Below are 16,245 nucleotides of genomic sequence, written 5' to 3' on the forward strand. Positions count from 1 at the left end.
AGAATGGCGCCGCGCGTCCTGTTGTACGCGCAAAGGAGGCTCTAATTCGCGTCGGCTTCCGCCCGGAATCATTGGCTAAATCTTTAGGTTAATCATCCTTGTTCGGGTGACCCTTCGTTAAGCCTCTTTCGAAACCTGTTACCGGTAAGCTCTTGTTAGCCCTAGCGTTTAAGTCGAATTTTATGAGTATTCGATAGTGTCGCGATCAAGGTGAAAAACAAAAAATCACCAGGCGACAAACGAGAGGCAAAGACAATGATCAATTCCCGTCCGGCGGCGAAGACCGCCAACGTATCCGATGACCGCCGCGAGGCGATCCGTTCGCTGTATATGGAATCGCTGCAGCTGGTGGAGCGGCTGCACCGCCGCCTGCTTGACGTGATCAAGGACGAATTCGACCGCAACGGCCGTTCCGACATCAACGCTATCCAGGCGCTGCTGCTCTTCAACATCGGCAATTCGGAGCTGACTGCCGGCGAACTGCGCTCGCGCGGCTACTATCTCGGATCGAACGTCTCCTACAATCTGAAGAAGCTCGTCGATCTCGGGTTCATCAACCACCAGCGCTCGCGCATCGACCGTCGTTCGGTGCGGGTCTCGCTGACGCCGAAGGGCAGTGAGGTGGCGGAAGTCGTCGCCGGCCTCTACGAGCGCCATGTCGGCTCGATCGAGCAGGTCGGCGGTATCAACACGGAAGAATTCAAGCAGATGAACCGCGCCCTGCAGCGGCTGGATCGGTTCTGGAACGACACGATTGCGTATCGGATGTAAGGCATATCCGCAGCATGTATGGGAACCCCGCGACAGAAGCGCGGTCGGGGAGCGACCCAAAAGACCGGTGCCGAAAAGCACCGGTCTTTCCGTTTCGTCACGCCAGCCGATCCAAATCGCGGTCAGGGCCACGTTGCCGCCATATTCCCGGTGAAAGCGAGAATGCAGGTGATGTTGCGGCGAAGCCAAACGTCTCCCCGAACGCGCGTCGCGCCCGGCGCGTTCTCATACATAAGCAATAGGGGCCATGGTTGGCTAATTGTTAAGGACGCCACCCTAGAGTGCGGGCGGGATCGCCCGGTGAAAAAACTGTTACAGGAATGTCTGGAGCGTACATGAGAACCAGTCGCCGTTTCTTCCTTTCCGGAGCCTCCGCGTTGGCCGCGACGATGATTGCCGGTGGCGCCAGCGCGCAGGACGTGATCGCGGATATCCTGAAATCCTCCGGCCGCGGCAACTGGAACGACCAGTTCGACGCCCGCGCCAGCCAAGGCGGCAAGGTGGCCTCGACGCTGCCGATCGTCAGCTTGCAGACCGTTGCGTACACCGAGCAGGCGATAGCGCAGTATCAGAATATTGTCGCGCAGGGTGGCTGGGAGCGGGTTCCGGACACTAAGAAATTGCAGCTCGGCGTCATCGATCCGGACGTGGTGCCATTGCGCAGGCGCTTGATGATTTCGGGCGACCTGGCGCAGAGCGCCGGCCTTTCAGAGGCCTTCGATTCCTATGTCGATGCGGCGGTCAAGCGCTTCCAGGCGCGCCACGGCCTGCCTTCCGACGGGACCTTGGGCCAATATACCTATGCGGCGATGAATGTTTCGGCGCAGGTCCGGCTTGGCCAGTTGCAGACCAATCTGCAGCGGCTGAACGAACGCGCCGGCACGCTGGGCAACCGTTATGTGTTGGTCGACATCCCGGGCGCCCAGATCGAAGCGGTCGAGAACGACCGCGTCGTGCTGCGCCACACCGCCGTCGTCGGCAAGATCGACCGCCAGACGCCGATCGTCGATTCCAAGATCAACGAGATCATCGTCAATCCCTACTGGAACGCGCCGGTATCGATCGTGCGCAAGGATATCATTCCGCTGATGCGGAAGGACCCCAACTACCTCAAGGACAGCAACATCCGCCTGTTCGCACCGGATGGCAGCGAGGTCGATCCGCTGACCGTCGACTGGTCGACCGACGACGCGGAGAAATACCGCTTCCGTCAGGATCCGGGCGCCGGCAACGCGATGGCCTCGGTCAAGATCAATTTCCCGAGCCCGGACGGCGTTTACATGCACGACACGCCGCAGCAAAGCCTGTTCGGCAAGATGATGCGCTTCGATTCCTCGGGCTGCGTGCGCGTCCAGAACGTACGCGACCTCGTCACCTGGATCCTGCGCGACACGCCGGGCTGGAACCGCCAGTATTTTGAGTCGGCGATCAAGAGCGGCGAGAACATCCCGGTGCAGGTCACCAATCCGGTGCCGGTCTATTTCCTCTACATCTCGGCCTGGTCGACGGGGCCTGGCGTCGTGCAGTTCCGCGACGACATCTATGGGCTCGACGGAGCCAACGAGCTGCAGATCACCTCTGCGCTCTAAGCGACTGATTTTTTTTCTGAAAGGCCGCCGGTGAGGGCGGCCTTTTGTATCCGGCTGGAGGGCGCGCTTCGCGCGGGTCCGGAGAGCGCCGTTCGGTACAGAGCCATGCAAGTCGCCATCTTCATCCTGGTCGTGCTCGTCTTCGTCGCGGTTTCCGGCGCGCTGGTCCGGCTGGTACGGGTGCCGTTGCCGGTGCTGCAGATTGCCATAGGTGCCGCACTAGCCTGGCGGATGCGCGGCATCCATGTCGAGACGACCCCGAGCTTTTCTGCTGGTGTTTCGGCGCGGCCAAGGCCGCCATTGCCCGCATCGAGAGCATCGCCGGAGCGGAAGACGGGGACGAAGGCGAGGTGCCCGGCGCCCGGCTCGCTGCGGCCGACAGCATTGTTGCCGGCTACCGCCGCCGCATCGCCGCCTCCGACGAGGCTGACGAAGCACGCACTGAAGCCCGTGAAGCCGGACGGCTGGAGCTCGAAATGAGGCTCTCCGGCATCCAGGCCGAGCGAGCGGCCGTGCGCGCCATGTTTCGCAGCCGTGAGATCAACGACCATACGATGCAGGCGCTGTTGATCGAGATCACGCTCACCGAGGCCTTGCTGAACGGCCGGCAGGCGAGGAAATAGGTGGCTCTTTGGCCTCGCTGCCGCAATCCGACCAGCAAATTTCGCGCCGCAAACGTGGCGGGGCGAAAGCAACTGTGTTAATGGCGCGGCAGACCCCCCGGACGACAAGGATCTCAAGCATGGCAACAGCAGCGGCAGTGTCGAACAAATTCGAATCCTTCTTCGAAACCACGCTTGCCGATGCCGATCCGGAGATTTTCGGCGCGATCCGCAACGAACTCGGCCGCCAGCGCCACGAGATCGAGCTTATCGCATCGGAAAACATCGTCTCCCGCGCCGTGCTGGAAGCGCAGGGCTCGATCATGACCAACAAATACGCCGAGGGCTATCCGGGCAAGCGCTACTATGGCGGCTGCCAGTTTGTCGACGTGGCCGAGGACCTGGCCATCGAGCGCGCCAAAAAACTCTTCGGCTGCAACTTCGCCAACGTCCAGCCGAATTCCGGCAGCCAGATGAACCAGGCGGTGTTCCTGGCGCTGCTGCAGCCCGGCGACACCTTCATGGGGCTCGACCTCAATTCCGGTGGCCACCTGACGCACGGTTCGCCGGTCAACATGAGCGGCAAATGGTTCAAGGTCGTTTCCTACGGCGTGCGCAGGGACGATCATCTGCTCGACATGGATGCGATCGAGAAGACCGCGCACGAGACCAGGCCGAAGCTGATCCTGGCCGGCGGCACCGCCTACTCGCGCGTCTGGGACTGGAAGCGCTTTCGCGAGATCGCCGACTCGATCGGCGCCTATCTAATGGTCGACATGGCGCATATTGCCGGTCTGGTCGCCGGCGGCGTGCATCCGTCGCCGCTGCCATATGCCCATGTGGTCACCACCACCACGCACAAGTCGCTGCGCGGCCCGCGTGGCGGCATGATCCTGTGCAACGACGAGGACATCGCCAAGAAGATGAACTCGGCGGTGTTTCCGGGCCTGCAGGGCGGGCCGCTGATGCATGTCATCGCCGCCAAGGCGGTGGCCTTCGGCGAAGCGCTGAAGCCGAGCTTCAAAGTCTATGCCGAGAGTGTTGCCGCCAATGCCAAGGCGCTGGCTTCCAGTCTGCAGGAAACCGGTCTCGACATCGTCTCCGGCGGCACCGACAACCATCTGATGCTGGTCGACCTGCGCCCGAAGAACGCCACAGGCAAACGCGCCGAGGCAGCGCTTGGCCGCGCCAACATCACCTGCAATAAGAACGGCATCCCTTTCGATCCCGAAAAGCCGTTCGTCACCTCGGGCGTGCGCCTCGGCACGCCGGCCGGCACCACGCGCGGCTTCGGCCAGGCCGAGTTCCGCGAGATCGGCAAGCTGATCGCCGAAGTGCTGGACGGGCTCAAGGCCGCGAATTCCGACGAAGGCAATGCAGCCGTCGAAGCAGCGGTGAAGGCGAAGGTGGCCGCGCTGACGGATCGTTTTCCGCTCTATCCCTATCTCGGTTGAGCTCACGCAAAGTGTCGTCCCTTATCGGCCGGACGAGAAGCACTGTTTCAGTGGGGACGGAGTCCGGACAGGAGCCTTGACGATGATGCAGATTTTCCGTGTCGCTGGCTTTGCCGCGTTTGGCGCGTTGGCGACACTGACCACCTTGCCGCTGTCCGCCGCCTTGGCACAGTCCGCGCCTACCCCAGCCGCACCGAAGACGGAAACCTTCGGCAAGTGGTCCACCACTGTGGACGAGATCGATACCGGTGAGGATCTGCGCAAGACCTGCGTTGCCTCGACCGCCTTTCTCGACGCAAGCGGTGCCAGCGGCACTCTCACGCTCGCCATTTCGAACGGTGATGCGTTGCCGCCCAACGACTATCCGACCCTTCTCATTGCCATGAAAAACAAGGATTTGCCAACTGGCAAGAACATGCCGGCGGTGTTCGGCGACAGCAACGGCAAGGTCAAGGCGACCGTCGATACCATGGCCGGTGCCGGCGGAAAATGGATGTTGAACAACAAGCCCGAGATCAGCCTGGCGCTGCTGCGTGCCATGCGTCGCGCCAGCGCACTCGACGTCACCTTCGCCGACACGCCGGTCGCGACGGTATCGATGGACGGCTTCACCAAGGCCTATCGCAGCCTCGGCGTGTCATGTGGGTTCCCGACCAGTGACGTCGCTCCGTAATCGGCCGGTGTTGCCGTCTGGTATGATGCTGGCAATTTTTCTCGCACCTCGCTATTTCTGAGGCGCGCGAGGCCATCTCCCATACTTTGCCATCGCCGCAAAAACCTCTAAGCCTTTCGCTCCACGAGAATCGCGAACACAAGGCTGTCCATGCGCTGTCCCTACTGCCAGTCCGAAGATACGCAGGTGAAGGATTCGCGCCCCGCGGAAGATGGCGCGGCGATCCGCAGGCGGCGCGTCTGCCCCGATTGCGGCGGCCGCTTCACCACCTTCGAACGTGTGCAGTTGCGCGACCTCGTGGTGGTGAAGAAATCCGGGCGCAAGGTGCCGTTCGACCGTGACAAGCTGCTGCGCTCGGTCGAGATCGCGGTGCGCAAGCGCAATGTCGATCCCGAGCGCATCGACCGCGCGGTGACCGGCATCGTGCGCCAGCTCGAAAGCTCGGGCGAGACCGAAGTCGCCTCGGGCGAGGTCGGCCGCCTGGTGATGGAGGCGTTGAAATCGCTCGACGACGTCGCTTATGTCCGCTTCGCTTCGGTCTATCGCAATTTCCGCGAGGCCAAGGATTTTCACGACGTGCTGGGTGAGCTCAAAGGTGACGAGCCCAAGGAAGAGGACGCCGGCTGAGCATGGCAAGACACAGCCAGGCCGAACAAGAGGTTCTTGATCGCCGCTTCATGGCCGCGGCGCTCCGCCTTTCGCGGAAAAATGCCGGGCGGACCTCGACCAATCCTTCCGTCGGCACGCTGATCGTGCGCGACGACGGCACCGGGCCGATGATCGCCGGTACCGGCGTCACCGCTGTCGGCGGCCGGCCGCATGCCGAGACCGAGGCGCTGGCCGAGGCCGGCGAGCTCGCACGCGGCGCCACCGCCTATGTCACACTGGAGCCCTGCGCCCACCATGGCCGCACGCCGCCTTGCGCCAGTGCCCTGGTCAATGCCGGCGTCGCGCGGGTGGTTGGGGCTGTGAGCGACCCCGATCCACGCGTGTCCGGCAACGGCTATGCGATCCTGCGTGCCGCCGGTGTCGAAGTGGTCCAAAGGGTGCTGGCGGCCGAGGCCGCCGAGCAGATGGCCGGTTATCTCATTCGATCTCTGAAAAAACGTCCGGAAGTGATCCTGAAACTTGCGCTTTCCAAAGATGGCAAGATCGGCATGGAAGGCGAGGGGCAGGTTTCGATCACCGGCGACATCGCCCGGCGCGAAGTCTATCTGATGCGGGCCGAAGCCGATGGCATATTGATCGGCATCGGCACGGCGCTGGAGGACGATCCGGCGCTGACGGTGCGGTTGCCGGGGCTGGAAAACCGTTCGCCGGCGCGCATCGTGCTCGACCGCCAGATCAGGCTGCCGGAAACGTCGAAACTGGTCGCCGGCGTCGACCGGGTTCCGCTCTATGTCGCCGCCTGCGCCGAAGCCGACCCGCACCGGCGGGCCGCGCTCGAACGCGCCGGCGTGCGCTTCATCGGCACCGAGACGTATGAAGGCGATATTGCGCTGCCGGAACTGCTCGAGGATTTGGCGGCGCTCGGCATGGCCAGTGTGCTGGTCGAAGGCGGCGCCAAGGTGGCCAAGGCCTTCCTCGCCGAAGGACTGGTCGACCGCATCGTGCTGTTCCAGGGGCAAGAGCCGATCGGCAAGGGCGGCATTGCATCGCCCATCGACGCCGACCATATCCCGGCAGGATTTCGCAAATTGCGCGACATGCGTTTCGGCGAAGACAGCTACACGGAATGGATAAGACCATGATCCCAAAAAGTGGGAACCGGTTTTTGGCCAAGATCATGGTCAAACTGAAAGACAGAGTCTGATGTTTACCGGGATTGTCACCGATGTCGGCACCGTCGCTGCCGTGAAGCCGCTGAGAGAGGGCGTCGGCTTGCGCGTCGACACCGCCTATGACCCGCAGACGATCACCATTGGTGCTTCGATTTCGTGCGGCGGCGTCTGTCTGACGGTGACGGCGCTGCCGGAAAGCGGCGCCAATGCGCGCTGGTTCGAGGTCGAGGCCTGGGAAGAGGCACTCAGGCTGACGACGGCGATGGGCTGGAAATCCGGCACCAGGATCAATCTGGAGCGGGCGCTGAAGATCGGCGACGAACTCGGTGGCCACATCGTTTCAGGACATGTCGACGGCATGGCCGAGATCGTGGCGCGCGAGGAGGAGGGCGACGCCGTGCGCTTCACGCTGGAAGCGCCGCGCGACCTGGCCAAATTCATCGCACCCAAGGGCTCCGTCGCGCTCGACGGCACCTCGCTCACCGTCAACAAGGTCGAAGGCACCCGCTTCGACGTGCTGCTGATCCATCACTCGCTGACGGTGACCACCTGGGGCGAACGCCAGGTCGGCGACAGGGTCAATCTGGAGATCGATACCATGGCCCGCTACGCGGCGCGCTTGGCGGAGGCGGCGAAAGAGGGGCTTTGAGCCGCCCTCGGAAAATTGACGCAGTCCGACCCCGTGACAAAGCTTGCGAACGCGGCCGCTTCGGCCTAAGTCACCGGCGATCCCGGAGACATCTATGGCTGGCACATCCCAACACGGCAAAGCGTTCATTCGCCCGAAGAAGAAGGCCCACCTTCTTGTCATCGAGGCGCGCTTCCATGACGACCTTGCCGACGCGCTGCTCGAAGGCGCGACAAGCGCGCTCGACGAAGCGGGCGCGACATACGATGTCGTCACCGTTCCGGGCTCGCTCGAAATTCCCGCGGTGATTTCCTTCGCGCTCGACGGCGCCGCCGAAGGCGGGCCGAGCTATGATGGTTTTGTCGCCCTCGGTACCGTCGTGCGCGGTGATACCTATCATTTCGACATCGTCGCCAATGAATCCAGCCGTGCCCTGATGGATCTCTCCGTGCAGGAAGCGGTCTGCATCGGCAACGGCATCCTGACCACCGAAAATGACGAGCAGGCGTGGACACGGGCCAGGCGTTCGGAAGGCGACAAGGGCGGTTTTGCCGCGCGTGCGGCGCTGACTATGATTGCCCTCAAGCAACAGTTGGGAGAGCGATCGTGAGCGAACCCGCATCACCCGGCCAGCCCGCGGTGCGCCACGCCAACAAGCGCGGTGCTGCCCGTCTGGCCGCCGTGCAGGCGCTCTACCAGATGGATGTGGCCGGCAGCGGCGTCTTCGAGATCACCGCCGAATACGAGGCGTTCAGGCTCGGCAAGGAAGTCGATGGCGCGCTCTATCGCGAGGCCGACGCACAATGGTTTCGCGCCATCCTTGCCGGCGTCGTCGAGAACCAGAAGACAATCGATCCGATCATTCGCCAGGCGCTAACCGAGGACTGGCCGTTGTCCAGGCTCGATTCGACGCTGCGCGCCATATTGCGCGCCGGCGTCTACGAACTGATGAAGCGAGAGGACGTGCCGGTGGCTGTCATCGTTTCGGAATATGTCGATATCGCCAAGGCGTTTTACGAAGAAGACGAGCCGAAGCTGGTCAACGCGGTGCTCGATCGCGTGTCGCGCCGGGTGCGCGGCGAGGGGCGCGGCAAGGACGCTTCATGACGGCCGTTGCTATCGCCGAGGCTGGCAGGGAAGCGCGCCGCACGGCGCTCATCCTTGCCGCTTCGCAGGCGATCATCGGTTCGGCCGCACCCATCGCCATTTCCGTGGGTGGGTTGGCCGGACATTATCTCCTCGGCTCCGACAAATCGCTGGCGACCGCACCGATCACCGGCTTCAACGTCGGCGTGGCGCTCGGCGCCTTGCCGGCCGCCGCCATCATCCGCCGGCTCGGCCAGCGTGACGGCTTTATGACCGGCACGATCGTCACTGCGCTCGGCGGTCTGATCGCCACGCTGGCGCTGTTTCAAGCCAGCTTTTGGCTGTTCGCCTTCGGCCTGCTGGTGATCGGCATCGGCGGTGCCTTCGTCCAGCAATTCCGCTTCGCCGCCGCCGACAACGCGCCGTCTGAATTCAAGGCGCGCGCCATCTCCTTCGTCCTGGCCGGCGGCATCGTCACCGCCATACTCGGGCCACAGATCGTCATCTTCACGCGCGAATTGTTTGCACCGGTGATGTTTGCCGGCTCGTTTGCGTCCATCCTGGTGCTGGCGGCGGTCGGCGCCGCCATCCTGTCGTTGCTGCGCATCCCGACGAAGGCGACGGGCAATGCGGAAATCGCCGACAGCGACGCGCGGCCGCTCGCCGAGATCGTCACCAAGCCGCGTTTCGTGGCAGCGCTGTTTTGTGCCGTCGGCAGCTACGCGCTGATGAGCTTCGTCATGACCGGCGCACCGCTCGCGATGGTCGGCTGCGGCCTTTCGACGGACGACGCCACGCTCGGCATTTCCTGGCATGTCATGGCGATGTTCGCGCCGAGCTTCTTCACCGGCTCGCTGATCTATCGCTTCGGCGCTGAACGGATTGTCGCAACCGGACTTGTGCTGCTGATCGGCTGCGCCGTGGTGGCGCTGTCGGGCCTGGCACTGTGGCAGTTCTGGACGGCGCTGATCCTGCTCGGCCTCGGCTGGAATTTCGGCTTCATCGGCGCCACCGCCATGGTCGCCGACAGCTACCGGCCATCCGAAAAGGGTAAGGTTCAGGGTTTTCACGACTTCGTCCTGTTCGGCTCCGTAGCTTTCGCCTCGCTGATGTCGGGCACGGTCTACAATGCCTGGGGCTGGGAGATGCTGAACTGGATCATCTTCCCGGTGACGCTGCTGTGCTTCGTGGCACTGGGCGTGCTGAAGATGACCGCGCGGCCGACCATCTGACATCAGACAGCCGCGGATTCACCCGCATCCGAACAAAATTATTGCCCCCATCCCCCTTCTTATGAAACCGTGTACCCCGACGGGGCATTGAAGCCATGCTCATATGCGGCAGCCGTAATCCGGTTCTCAGCAAGGGATTTGTTGAAATGTTTTCAGTCAAGGTTCTGGTCGGCGCGGCAGTGGCGCTTGGCATCACCGCAGCCTCGGCGAGCGCTCAGGTGGTCGTGTCGTCGAAGATCGACACCGAAGGCGGCGTGCTCGGCAACATCATCCAACTGGTGCTGAACGCAAACAACATCCAGACCACCGACCGCATCCAGCTCGGCGGCACCCCTGTGGTGCGCAAGGCGATCACCGCCGGCGAGATCGACATCTATCCGGAATACACCGGCAATGCCGCCTTCTTCTTCGAAAAGGCCGACGATCGACGCTGCCGGCCAATGTGGTCGAGGCGGCGCGCGGCGCCGGCATGACCGGCTCGCAAAGACTGGTCAAGGTCGAGCTGCCGCTCAGCGCGCCGATCATTCTCGGCGGCATCCGGCTGTCGGTGGTCATCAGCCTCGCCACCGCGACGATCGGCTCGACCGTGGCCGCCAGGACTCTGGGCGAGGTGATCATCGCCGGTCTGTTGTCGAACAACCTCGCCTTCGTCCTGCAGGGCGGCCTGATCGTCGCCGCCCTTGCCGTGCTGATCTATGACGGGCTCTCGGCGATCGAGCGCTACACCGCGCGCCGCATGGGGCAGGAGGCAGCGTAGTCACCAAAACTCAGATGTCGCGTTGGCTCATCTTGGCGGAAATGGATTCCAAACAGCGATTTCCATGACCCGGCCGGGTTCTGAAGTGAAAGATAGCGCGCCAACGAGAGGCTTTTGGGCGAAAGCCGGGCAAAAACCGAACAATATCTTGACGTTCGCAACCCTGTTTCGCATAAGCCGGTGCGAAGGGAGCGGATTCCGCGCGCGGAATACGCTCCCCTGTCTCAACGGCCCAGGGAGGGGTTCTTTTGGGTCATCAATCGAGGAAAATCCGGCAATGACCATACTTTCAGCCGTCATCGCCTGCGGTCTGCTTTCAGTCCTTTACGCCATCTGGGCGACACGTTCGGTCCTCGCGGCCGATCAGGGCAATGCACGCATGCAGGAAATTTCCGCGGCCATCCGCGAAGGCGCGCAGGCCTATCTGGCGCGCCAATACACCACCATCGCCATCGTCGGCGTCGTGGTCCTGCTGCTCGCCTGGTGGCTGCTTTCGATCACCGCCGCCATCGGCTTCCTGATCGGTGCCGTTCTGTCGGGCGCTGCCGGCTTCATCGGCATGCACGTCTCGGTGCGCGCCAATGTGCGCACCGCGCAGGCGGCATCCAACAGCCTCGCAGCCGGCCTCGAGATCGCCTTTAAGTCGGGCGCCATCACCGGCATGCTGGTCGCTGGCCTGGCCCTGCTCGGCGTCTCGATCTACTACCTGATCCTCACCCAATTCATGGGCCTTCAGCCCAACGACCGCATCGTCATCGACGCGCTGGTTTCGCTCGGCTTCGGCGCCTCGCTGATCTCGATCTTCGCCCGTCTCGGCGGCGGCATCTTCACCAAGGGCGCCGACGTCGGCGGCGATCTCGTCGGTAAGGTCGAAGCCGGCATTCCCGAAGACGATCCGCGCAATCCGGCCACCATCGCCGACAATGTCGGCGACAACGTCGGCGACTGCGCCGGCATGGCCGCCGACCTGTTCGAGACCTATGCGGTGACCGTGGTCGCCACCATGGTCCTCGCCGCCATCTTCTTCGGCGGCACCGCTGTTCTCAGCGCCACGATGCTCTATCCGCTGGCCATCTGCGGCGCCTGCATCCTGACTTCCATCATCGGCACTTTCTTCGTCAAGCTCGGCTCCAACGGCTCGATCATGGGCGCGCTCTATAAGGGCCTGATCGTCACCGGCCTGCTGTCGATCGTCGGCCTCGGCATCGCCACCTCGGCAACGCTCGGCTGGGGCGAGATCGGCACGGTCGCCGGCATGGCCATCACCGGCACGAACCTGTTCATCTGCGGCCTGGTCGGCCTTCTGGTGACCGGTCTCATCGTGGTGATCACCGAATATTATACCGGCACCAACAAGCGCCCGGTGAACTCGATCGCCCAGGCTTCGGTCACCGGTCACGGCACAAACGTCATCCAGGGTCTTGCGGTCTCGCTGGAATCGACGGCACTTCCGGCGATCGTCATCGTCGGTGGCATCATATCGACCTACCAGCTCGCCGGCCTGTACGGCACGGCGATCGCAGTCACCACGATGCTCGGCCTCGCCGGCATGATCGTTGCGCTCGACGCCTTCGGCCCGGTCACCGACAATGCCGGCGGCATTGCCGAAATGGCCGGCTTGCCCAAGGAAGTGCGCCAATCCACCGATGCGCTCGACGCCGTCGGCAACACCACCAAGGCGGTGACCAAGGGTTACGCCATCGGTTCGGCCGGTCTCGGCGCGCTGGTGCTGTTTGCGGCCTACTCCAACGACCTGAAGTTCTTTGCCGCCAATGGCGACAAATATCCTTACTTCCAGGGCATGGGCGAAGTCTCTTTCGACCTCTCAAACCCTTACGTCGTCGCTGGTCTGATCTTCGGCGGTCTGATCCCGTATCTGTTCGGCGGCATCGCCATGACGGCTGTCGGCCGTGCGGCGGGGGCCATTGTCGAGGAGGTGCGCAAGCAGTTCCGCGAGGATCCGGGCATCATGGCCGGCACATCGAAGCCGAACTATGCGCGAGCGGTCGATCTTCTGACCAAGGCGGCGATCCGGGAAATGATCATTCCCTCGCTGCTGCCGGTGCTGGCGCCGCTGGTCGTCTATTTCGGCGTGCTGCTGATCTCGGGCTCGAAGGCGTCCGCCTTTGCAGCGCTTGGCGCTTCGCTGCTCGGCGTCATCGTCAACGGCCTGTTCGTCGCCATCTCGATGACCTCTGGCGGCGGCGCCTGGGACAACGCGAAAAAATCGTTCGAGGACGGCTTCACCGACAAGGACGGCGTCAAGCATCTCAAGGGCTCCGAGGCGCACAAGGCTTCGGTGACCGGCGACACGGTCGGCGATCCCTACAAGGACACCGCCGGTCCGGCAGTCAACCCGGCGATCAAGATCACCAACATCGTCGCCCTGCTGCTGCTGGCCGTGCTCGCGCACGGCTGAGGCCGCTCGGCCCTTCCGGGCCCGAAATCCAGAACCGAACCCGCGGGAGTGATCCCGCGGGTTCTTCTATTTTGGACGTCCAGCATAGGGCAATGACGCCCGTGACGGGTCGAACGACGCGTTCAAGTCGTCTTGGGCCCGCAGCCTGCGACAATAGCTGCTGTCTCAAACAAAACCCGCAGGATCGCTCCCGCGGGTTTTCGGTCGCCTGAGATGTTGCTGCTTCCAGGGAAGCAAAAGGAAAGGATGAGAAGCCGATTCTGTCGGGATGGATCAGGTGCCGCCGAGGGAGCTGCCGCCGCCACCGGGGAGGCCGGGCGCCAGCTTGCTGGCGCCGTTGATGATCTGGCTGAGGAAGTTCTGGTCCTTGCCGCCGGTCGGCGTGGTCCTTGAGATGAAGTCGAACACCTTGCCGTCCTTCAGGCCGTAATTGGCGATCTGAGTAACGCGCCCGTCCTCGCCGAAATAGACGGCCAGCACCTTCTGGTCGACCAGCCTCGGCTTGTCGAAGGCGACGTAACGCTTGCGCGTCTGTGAGATGTAATAGAAGGCCTCGTTGTCGAAAGTCGCCTTCGTCGACGGGCTGCCGAGCGCCAGAAGCACCTGTTCGCGGCTCGAGCCGACCGGCACCAGGTCGATCGCCTGCTGGTCGATGACGTAGCCCTGCGTCAGCGTCTCGCTCGGATTGAGATCACCGATCATCTTCGACGAGTTGCAGGCGGACAGCGCCGATGCAACCACCAGCAGCGAGACCGCGCCGGTGGACCTGGACAAAGCGGACCTGGACAGAAAAGTCGACTTGAATTTCAGCGCGCGCAACTACAACTCCATTAGCTGGCCGCAACTTGCGCTGGGCCGCAAAACCGGTAAACCAGCTTGCTCGCCGATGCAACAAGGCCAATTCAACAAACGGTCCCCGGGAGACCACCCTCAATGTTCCAGCGCCTTTTTGGTCGCGAACGTCACGCCAACCGCGCTATCACCGAGGCGCTTTACGCACAAATCGTGGCAGCGGCGCGGCAAACCGTGTTTTATTCCGACTGGAATGTACCGGACACGCCGCTTGGCCGCTTCGAGATGCTGTCGCTGCACATGTTCCTGTTCCAGCACCGGCTGCGCGGCGAGGGCGGTGTTGCCGGGGAGGTCGCGCAGGTGCTGATCGACGAATTCTTCATGGATGTCGAGCATTCGCTGCGGGAACTGGGCATCGGCGACGTCGGCGTGCCGAAGCGCATGAAGAAACTGGCGAAGATGTTCTATGGCCGCACCGCCGCCTATGACGATGCGCTCGAACGAAACGACCATGATGCACTCGTCGCCGCCCTTGCCCGCAATGTCAGGCCCGATGCTGGCACCTGGCCGCAAGCAACGCATCTGGCCGGCTACGTCGCCGATGTCTCCAAGCGACTCGCGGAACAGCCGACCGAATCGATTGTTTCCGGCACTGTGGTATTCCCCGTGGCCAAGACTATCTAAGGAAAAGATGAAACACGCCGATTCCCAGAGCCCCGATCACCAGAGCCCTGTGTCCTTCGTGGCCAATGTCGCCCGGCTGCCGCAAAAGGGATTGCCCGTGGTGATGGAGGCCGACGCCGCGCAGCGCGCCGCGCTGGCGGGCGAGCACGAGTTGCTCTCGGTCGAGAACTACCGTGCCGAACTGCTGGTGACGCCATGGAAGCGCAACGGCGTAAAGGTCAGCGGCCGCGTCGAGGCCGATATCACCCAGGCCTGCATCGTCACCCTCGACCCGGTCGAGGCGCATATCGACGAGGCGGTCGACGGACTGTTCCTGCCGGAGCAGTCCAAGCTCGGGCGGCAGGGTTTCGAGGGCGGCGGCGAGATAATGCTCGATGCCGAAGGGCCGGACAGCCCGGAAACGTTTTCCGGCAATTCGATTGATGTCGGGGCGCTCGCCGAACAGTTCTTTGGGTTGGCGATCAATCCCTATCCGCGCAAGCAAGGCGTTTCAGTGGAGGCTGCCGACAATGCCGGGACTGCGGAAAGCGAATTCCAGCAAAAGCTGCGTTCCCTGCTGGGAAAATCCTGAAAACCCGACCCCAATCGGAGAAAGCCGGTTGTGCGGCAGCCCAAAAACGCTATTTTCGCCGAACCTTCGCGAGCCCCAAAACCGTTGCCAGCGCGAGGCGCTCGCTCAAGCAAACTGTGAGATGAACACCGCGTGATCAGGATTTCCATCGATGCCATGGGTGGCGATCACGGACCAAGCGTGGTCATCCCGGCGCTCATGACGGTCGCGACCCGGCGTCCCGACATTCGCTTCGTCCTCTATGGGCGCGAGGAGGCGGTGCGCCCCGAACTCGCAAAACTCCCCAAGCTGGCGGAAGTGTGCGAGTTCGTTCACTGCGAGATAGCAGTCAGGATGGACGACAAGCCGAGCCAGGCGCTGCGCCATGGCCGCTGGAAGTCGTCGATGTGGAAAGCGGTCGAGGCGGTCAAGGCAGGTACTGCCGACGCCTGCATTTCGGCCGGCAACACCGGCGCGCTGATGGCGATGTCGAGATTCTGCCTTCGCACCATGGCGACCATCGACCGTCCGGCGATCGCGGCGCTCTGGCCGACATTGCGCGGCGAAAGCGTGGTGCTGGACGTCGGCGCCACCATCGGCGCGGATGCGCATCAACTGGTTGATTTTGCCATTCTGGGCACTGGCATGGCGCGCTCGGTTTTCGGCATCGAACGGCCGAGCGTCGGCCTGCTCAATGTCGGCGTCGAGGAGATCAAGGGCCAGGAAGAGGTCAAGGAAGCGGGCCGCATGTTGCGCGAAGCCAACATGGCCTCGATGAACTACCATGGTTTCGTCGAGGGCGACGACATCGGCAAGGGCACGGTCGACGTGGTCGTCACCGAAGGATTTGCCGGCAACATCGCGCTGAAGACGGCGGAAGGCACGGTACGACAGATCGCCGGTTACCTGCGCGCCGCGATGGACCGGACGCTGATGGCCAGGATAGGCTATATATTCGCGAAAGGCGCCTTCGATCGTCTGCGCGAAAAAATGGATGTCGGCCGCTCCAATGGCGGCGTTTTCCTGGGTCTGAACGGCATCGTGGTGAAAAGCCATGGCGGGGCCGATTCGGACGGCTTCGCGGCGGCGATCGAGCTTGGCTACGACATGGTGCGCAACAATCTGCTCGATCGCATCGAAGCCGATCTCGACCTGTTCCATGCGCGCAATCCGCATGCCCAGACAACTCGGAAATCCGACGTCGTTGCCGACGCAGAGGAATAGGAA

Annotated in this window: 17 protein-coding genes and 2 pseudogenes; 18 read left to right on the forward strand and 1 reads right to left on the reverse strand. The window is 63.0% G+C overall.

Annotation, left to right across the window (positions count from 1 at the left end; genetic code table 11):
• The first annotated feature begins 255 nt into the window (after window positions 1–255).
• The 15 genes and pseudogenes from ldtR to NKH36_RS24145 all read left to right on the forward strand — a co-directional run bounded on the left by ldtR (window position 256) and on the right by NKH36_RS24145 (window position 12,992).
• On the forward strand, window positions 256–771 hold the full coding sequence (ldtR, locus tag NKH36_RS24075) for a transcriptional regulator LdtR (RefSeq protein WP_027154640.1): 516 nt from the start codon (window positions 256–258) through the stop codon (window positions 769–771).
• A gap of 335 nt (window positions 772–1,106) precedes the next feature.
• Complete coding sequence (locus tag NKH36_RS24080) at window positions 1,107–2,360, forward strand: L,D-transpeptidase family protein (RefSeq protein WP_352964848.1); 1,254 nt, start codon at window positions 1,107–1,109, stop codon at window positions 2,358–2,360.
• Window positions 2,361–2,465: 105 nt separating this feature from the next.
• Entirely contained in the window at window positions 2,466–2,840 is a 375-nt protein-coding gene (locus tag NKH36_RS24085; RefSeq protein WP_352964851.1) for a hypothetical protein, read from the forward strand.
• Window positions 2,837–2,983 (forward strand): hypothetical protein, encoded by a 147-nt coding sequence (locus NKH36_RS24090; protein WP_352964852.1) that lies wholly within the window; start codon window positions 2,837–2,839, stop codon window positions 2,981–2,983. The genes NKH36_RS24085 and NKH36_RS24090 overlap by 4 nt, the downstream gene beginning before the upstream one ends.
• A gap of 119 nt (window positions 2,984–3,102) precedes the next feature.
• On the forward strand, window positions 3,103–4,416 hold the full coding sequence (gene glyA / locus NKH36_RS24095) for a serine hydroxymethyltransferase (protein WP_352964853.1): 1,314 nt from the start codon (window positions 3,103–3,105) through the stop codon (window positions 4,414–4,416).
• A gap of 82 nt (window positions 4,417–4,498) precedes the next feature.
• Entirely contained in the window at window positions 4,499–5,089 is a 591-nt protein-coding gene (locus NKH36_RS24100; protein WP_352964856.1) for an invasion associated locus B family protein, read from the forward strand.
• 150 nt (window positions 5,090–5,239) lie between these two features.
• Entirely contained in the window at window positions 5,240–5,716 is a 477-nt protein-coding gene (gene nrdR / locus NKH36_RS24105) for a transcriptional regulator NrdR (RefSeq protein ID WP_352964859.1), read from the forward strand.
• Window positions 5,717–5,718: 2 nt separating this feature from the next.
• The gene (ribD, locus tag NKH36_RS24110; protein ID WP_352964861.1) at window positions 5,719–6,840 is read left to right on the forward strand and encodes a bifunctional diaminohydroxyphosphoribosylaminopyrimidine deaminase/5-amino-6-(5-phosphoribosylamino)uracil reductase RibD; all 1,122 of its coding nucleotides are present in this window, start codon (window positions 5,719–5,721) and stop codon (window positions 6,838–6,840) included.
• A gap of 61 nt (window positions 6,841–6,901) precedes the next feature.
• Window positions 6,902–7,519, forward strand: a complete 618-nt coding sequence (locus NKH36_RS24115) for a riboflavin synthase (protein ID WP_352964864.1) — start codon at window positions 6,902–6,904, stop codon at window positions 7,517–7,519.
• Window positions 7,520–7,613: 94 nt separating this feature from the next.
• On the forward strand, window positions 7,614–8,108 hold the full coding sequence (gene ribH, locus NKH36_RS24120; protein WP_123147542.1) for a 6,7-dimethyl-8-ribityllumazine synthase: 495 nt from the start codon (window positions 7,614–7,616) through the stop codon (window positions 8,106–8,108).
• Window positions 8,105–8,605 (forward strand): transcription antitermination factor NusB, encoded by a 501-nt coding sequence (gene nusB / locus NKH36_RS24125; protein WP_023798402.1) that lies wholly within the window; start codon window positions 8,105–8,107, stop codon window positions 8,603–8,605. The genes ribH and nusB overlap by 4 nt, the downstream gene beginning before the upstream one ends.
• Window positions 8,602–9,816 carry an MFS transporter gene (locus NKH36_RS24130; protein WP_352964866.1) on the forward strand — a complete coding sequence of 405 codons (1,215 nt, stop codon included), beginning with the start codon at window positions 8,602–8,604 and terminating at the stop codon, window positions 9,814–9,816. The genes nusB and NKH36_RS24130 overlap by 4 nt, the downstream gene beginning before the upstream one ends.
• A 146-nt stretch (window positions 9,817–9,962) precedes the next feature.
• Window positions 9,963–10,262, forward strand: a pseudogene (locus NKH36_RS24135) (glycine betaine ABC transporter substrate-binding protein); the annotation flags it as partial.
• Window positions 10,241–10,573, forward strand: a pseudogene (locus NKH36_RS24140) (ABC transporter permease); the annotation flags it as partial. The pseudogenes NKH36_RS24135 and NKH36_RS24140, both read left to right, overlap by 22 nt.
• A gap of 277 nt (window positions 10,574–10,850) precedes the next feature.
• Window positions 10,851–12,992: a sodium-translocating pyrophosphatase gene (locus NKH36_RS24145; RefSeq protein WP_352964868.1), complete on the forward strand. Its 2,142-nt coding sequence runs from the start codon at window positions 10,851–10,853 to the stop codon at window positions 12,990–12,992.
• Window positions 12,993–13,265: 273 nt separating this feature from the next.
• On the opposite strand, the gene NKH36_RS24150 is transcribed toward NKH36_RS24145, so the two are convergent.
• The gene (locus tag NKH36_RS24150) at window positions 13,266–13,811 is read right to left on the reverse strand and encodes an outer membrane protein assembly factor BamE (protein WP_352960900.1); all 546 of its coding nucleotides are present in this window, start codon (window positions 13,809–13,811) and stop codon (window positions 13,266–13,268) included.
• Window positions 13,812–13,925: 114 nt separating this feature from the next.
• Here NKH36_RS24150 and NKH36_RS24155 point away from each other — a divergent pair, with 114 nt between their 5' ends.
• The 3 genes from NKH36_RS24155 (at window position 13,926) to plsX (ending at window position 16,242) form a co-directional block, all read left to right on the forward strand.
• Window positions 13,926–14,468 (forward strand): ubiquinol-cytochrome C chaperone family protein, encoded by a 543-nt coding sequence (locus NKH36_RS24155; RefSeq protein WP_352960902.1) that lies wholly within the window; start codon window positions 13,926–13,928, stop codon window positions 14,466–14,468.
• Window positions 14,469–14,475: 7 nt separating this feature from the next.
• On the forward strand, window positions 14,476–15,039 hold the full coding sequence (locus NKH36_RS24160) for a YceD family protein (protein WP_352960904.1): 564 nt from the start codon (window positions 14,476–14,478) through the stop codon (window positions 15,037–15,039).
• A gap of 132 nt (window positions 15,040–15,171) precedes the next feature.
• Window positions 15,172–16,242, forward strand: a complete 1,071-nt coding sequence (gene plsX / locus NKH36_RS24165) for a phosphate acyltransferase PlsX (protein WP_352960906.1) — start codon at window positions 15,172–15,174, stop codon at window positions 16,240–16,242.
• The last annotated feature ends 3 nt before the right edge of the window (window positions 16,243–16,245 follow it).

Origin of the sequence: Mesorhizobium sp. M1312 (genome assembly GCF_040318115.1) — a bacterium.
Classification (GTDB): Bacteria; Pseudomonadota; Alphaproteobacteria; order Rhizobiales; family Rhizobiaceae; genus Mesorhizobium.

Bases quoted from the DNA above. Each gene is read 5' to 3' on its own strand.
- NKH36_RS24160 (WP_352960904.1), top strand. From the start codon at position 14,476: ATGAAACACGCCGATTCCCAGAGCCCCGATCACCAGAGCCCTGTGTCC.
- NKH36_RS24145 (WP_352964868.1), top strand. From the start codon at position 10,851: ATGACCATACTTTCAGCCGTCATCGCCTGCGGTCTGCTTTCAGTCCTT.
- nrdR (WP_352964859.1), top strand. From the start codon at position 5,240: ATGCGCTGTCCCTACTGCCAGTCCGAAGATACGCAGGTGAAGGATTCG.
- ribH (WP_123147542.1), top strand. From the start codon at position 7,614: ATGGCTGGCACATCCCAACACGGCAAAGCGTTCATTCGCCCGAAGAAG.
- NKH36_RS24090 (WP_352964852.1), top strand. From the start codon at position 2,837: ATGAGGCTCTCCGGCATCCAGGCCGAGCGAGCGGCCGTGCGCGCCATG.
- NKH36_RS24085 (WP_352964851.1), top strand. From the start codon at position 2,466: ATGCAAGTCGCCATCTTCATCCTGGTCGTGCTCGTCTTCGTCGCGGTT.
- ribD (WP_352964861.1), top strand. From the start codon at position 5,719: ATGGCAAGACACAGCCAGGCCGAACAAGAGGTTCTTGATCGCCGCTTC.
- NKH36_RS24130 (WP_352964866.1), top strand. From the start codon at position 8,602: ATGACGGCCGTTGCTATCGCCGAGGCTGGCAGGGAAGCGCGCCGCACG.
- ldtR (WP_027154640.1), top strand. From the start codon at position 256: ATGATCAATTCCCGTCCGGCGGCGAAGACCGCCAACGTATCCGATGAC.
- glyA (WP_352964853.1), top strand. From the start codon at position 3,103: ATGGCAACAGCAGCGGCAGTGTCGAACAAATTCGAATCCTTCTTCGAA.
- NKH36_RS24080 (WP_352964848.1), top strand. From the start codon at position 1,107: ATGAGAACCAGTCGCCGTTTCTTCCTTTCCGGAGCCTCCGCGTTGGCC.
- NKH36_RS24100 (WP_352964856.1), top strand. From the start codon at position 4,499: ATGATGCAGATTTTCCGTGTCGCTGGCTTTGCCGCGTTTGGCGCGTTG.
- NKH36_RS24155 (WP_352960902.1), top strand. From the start codon at position 13,926: ATGTTCCAGCGCCTTTTTGGTCGCGAACGTCACGCCAACCGCGCTATC.
- NKH36_RS24115 (WP_352964864.1), top strand. From the start codon at position 6,902: ATGTTTACCGGGATTGTCACCGATGTCGGCACCGTCGCTGCCGTGAAG.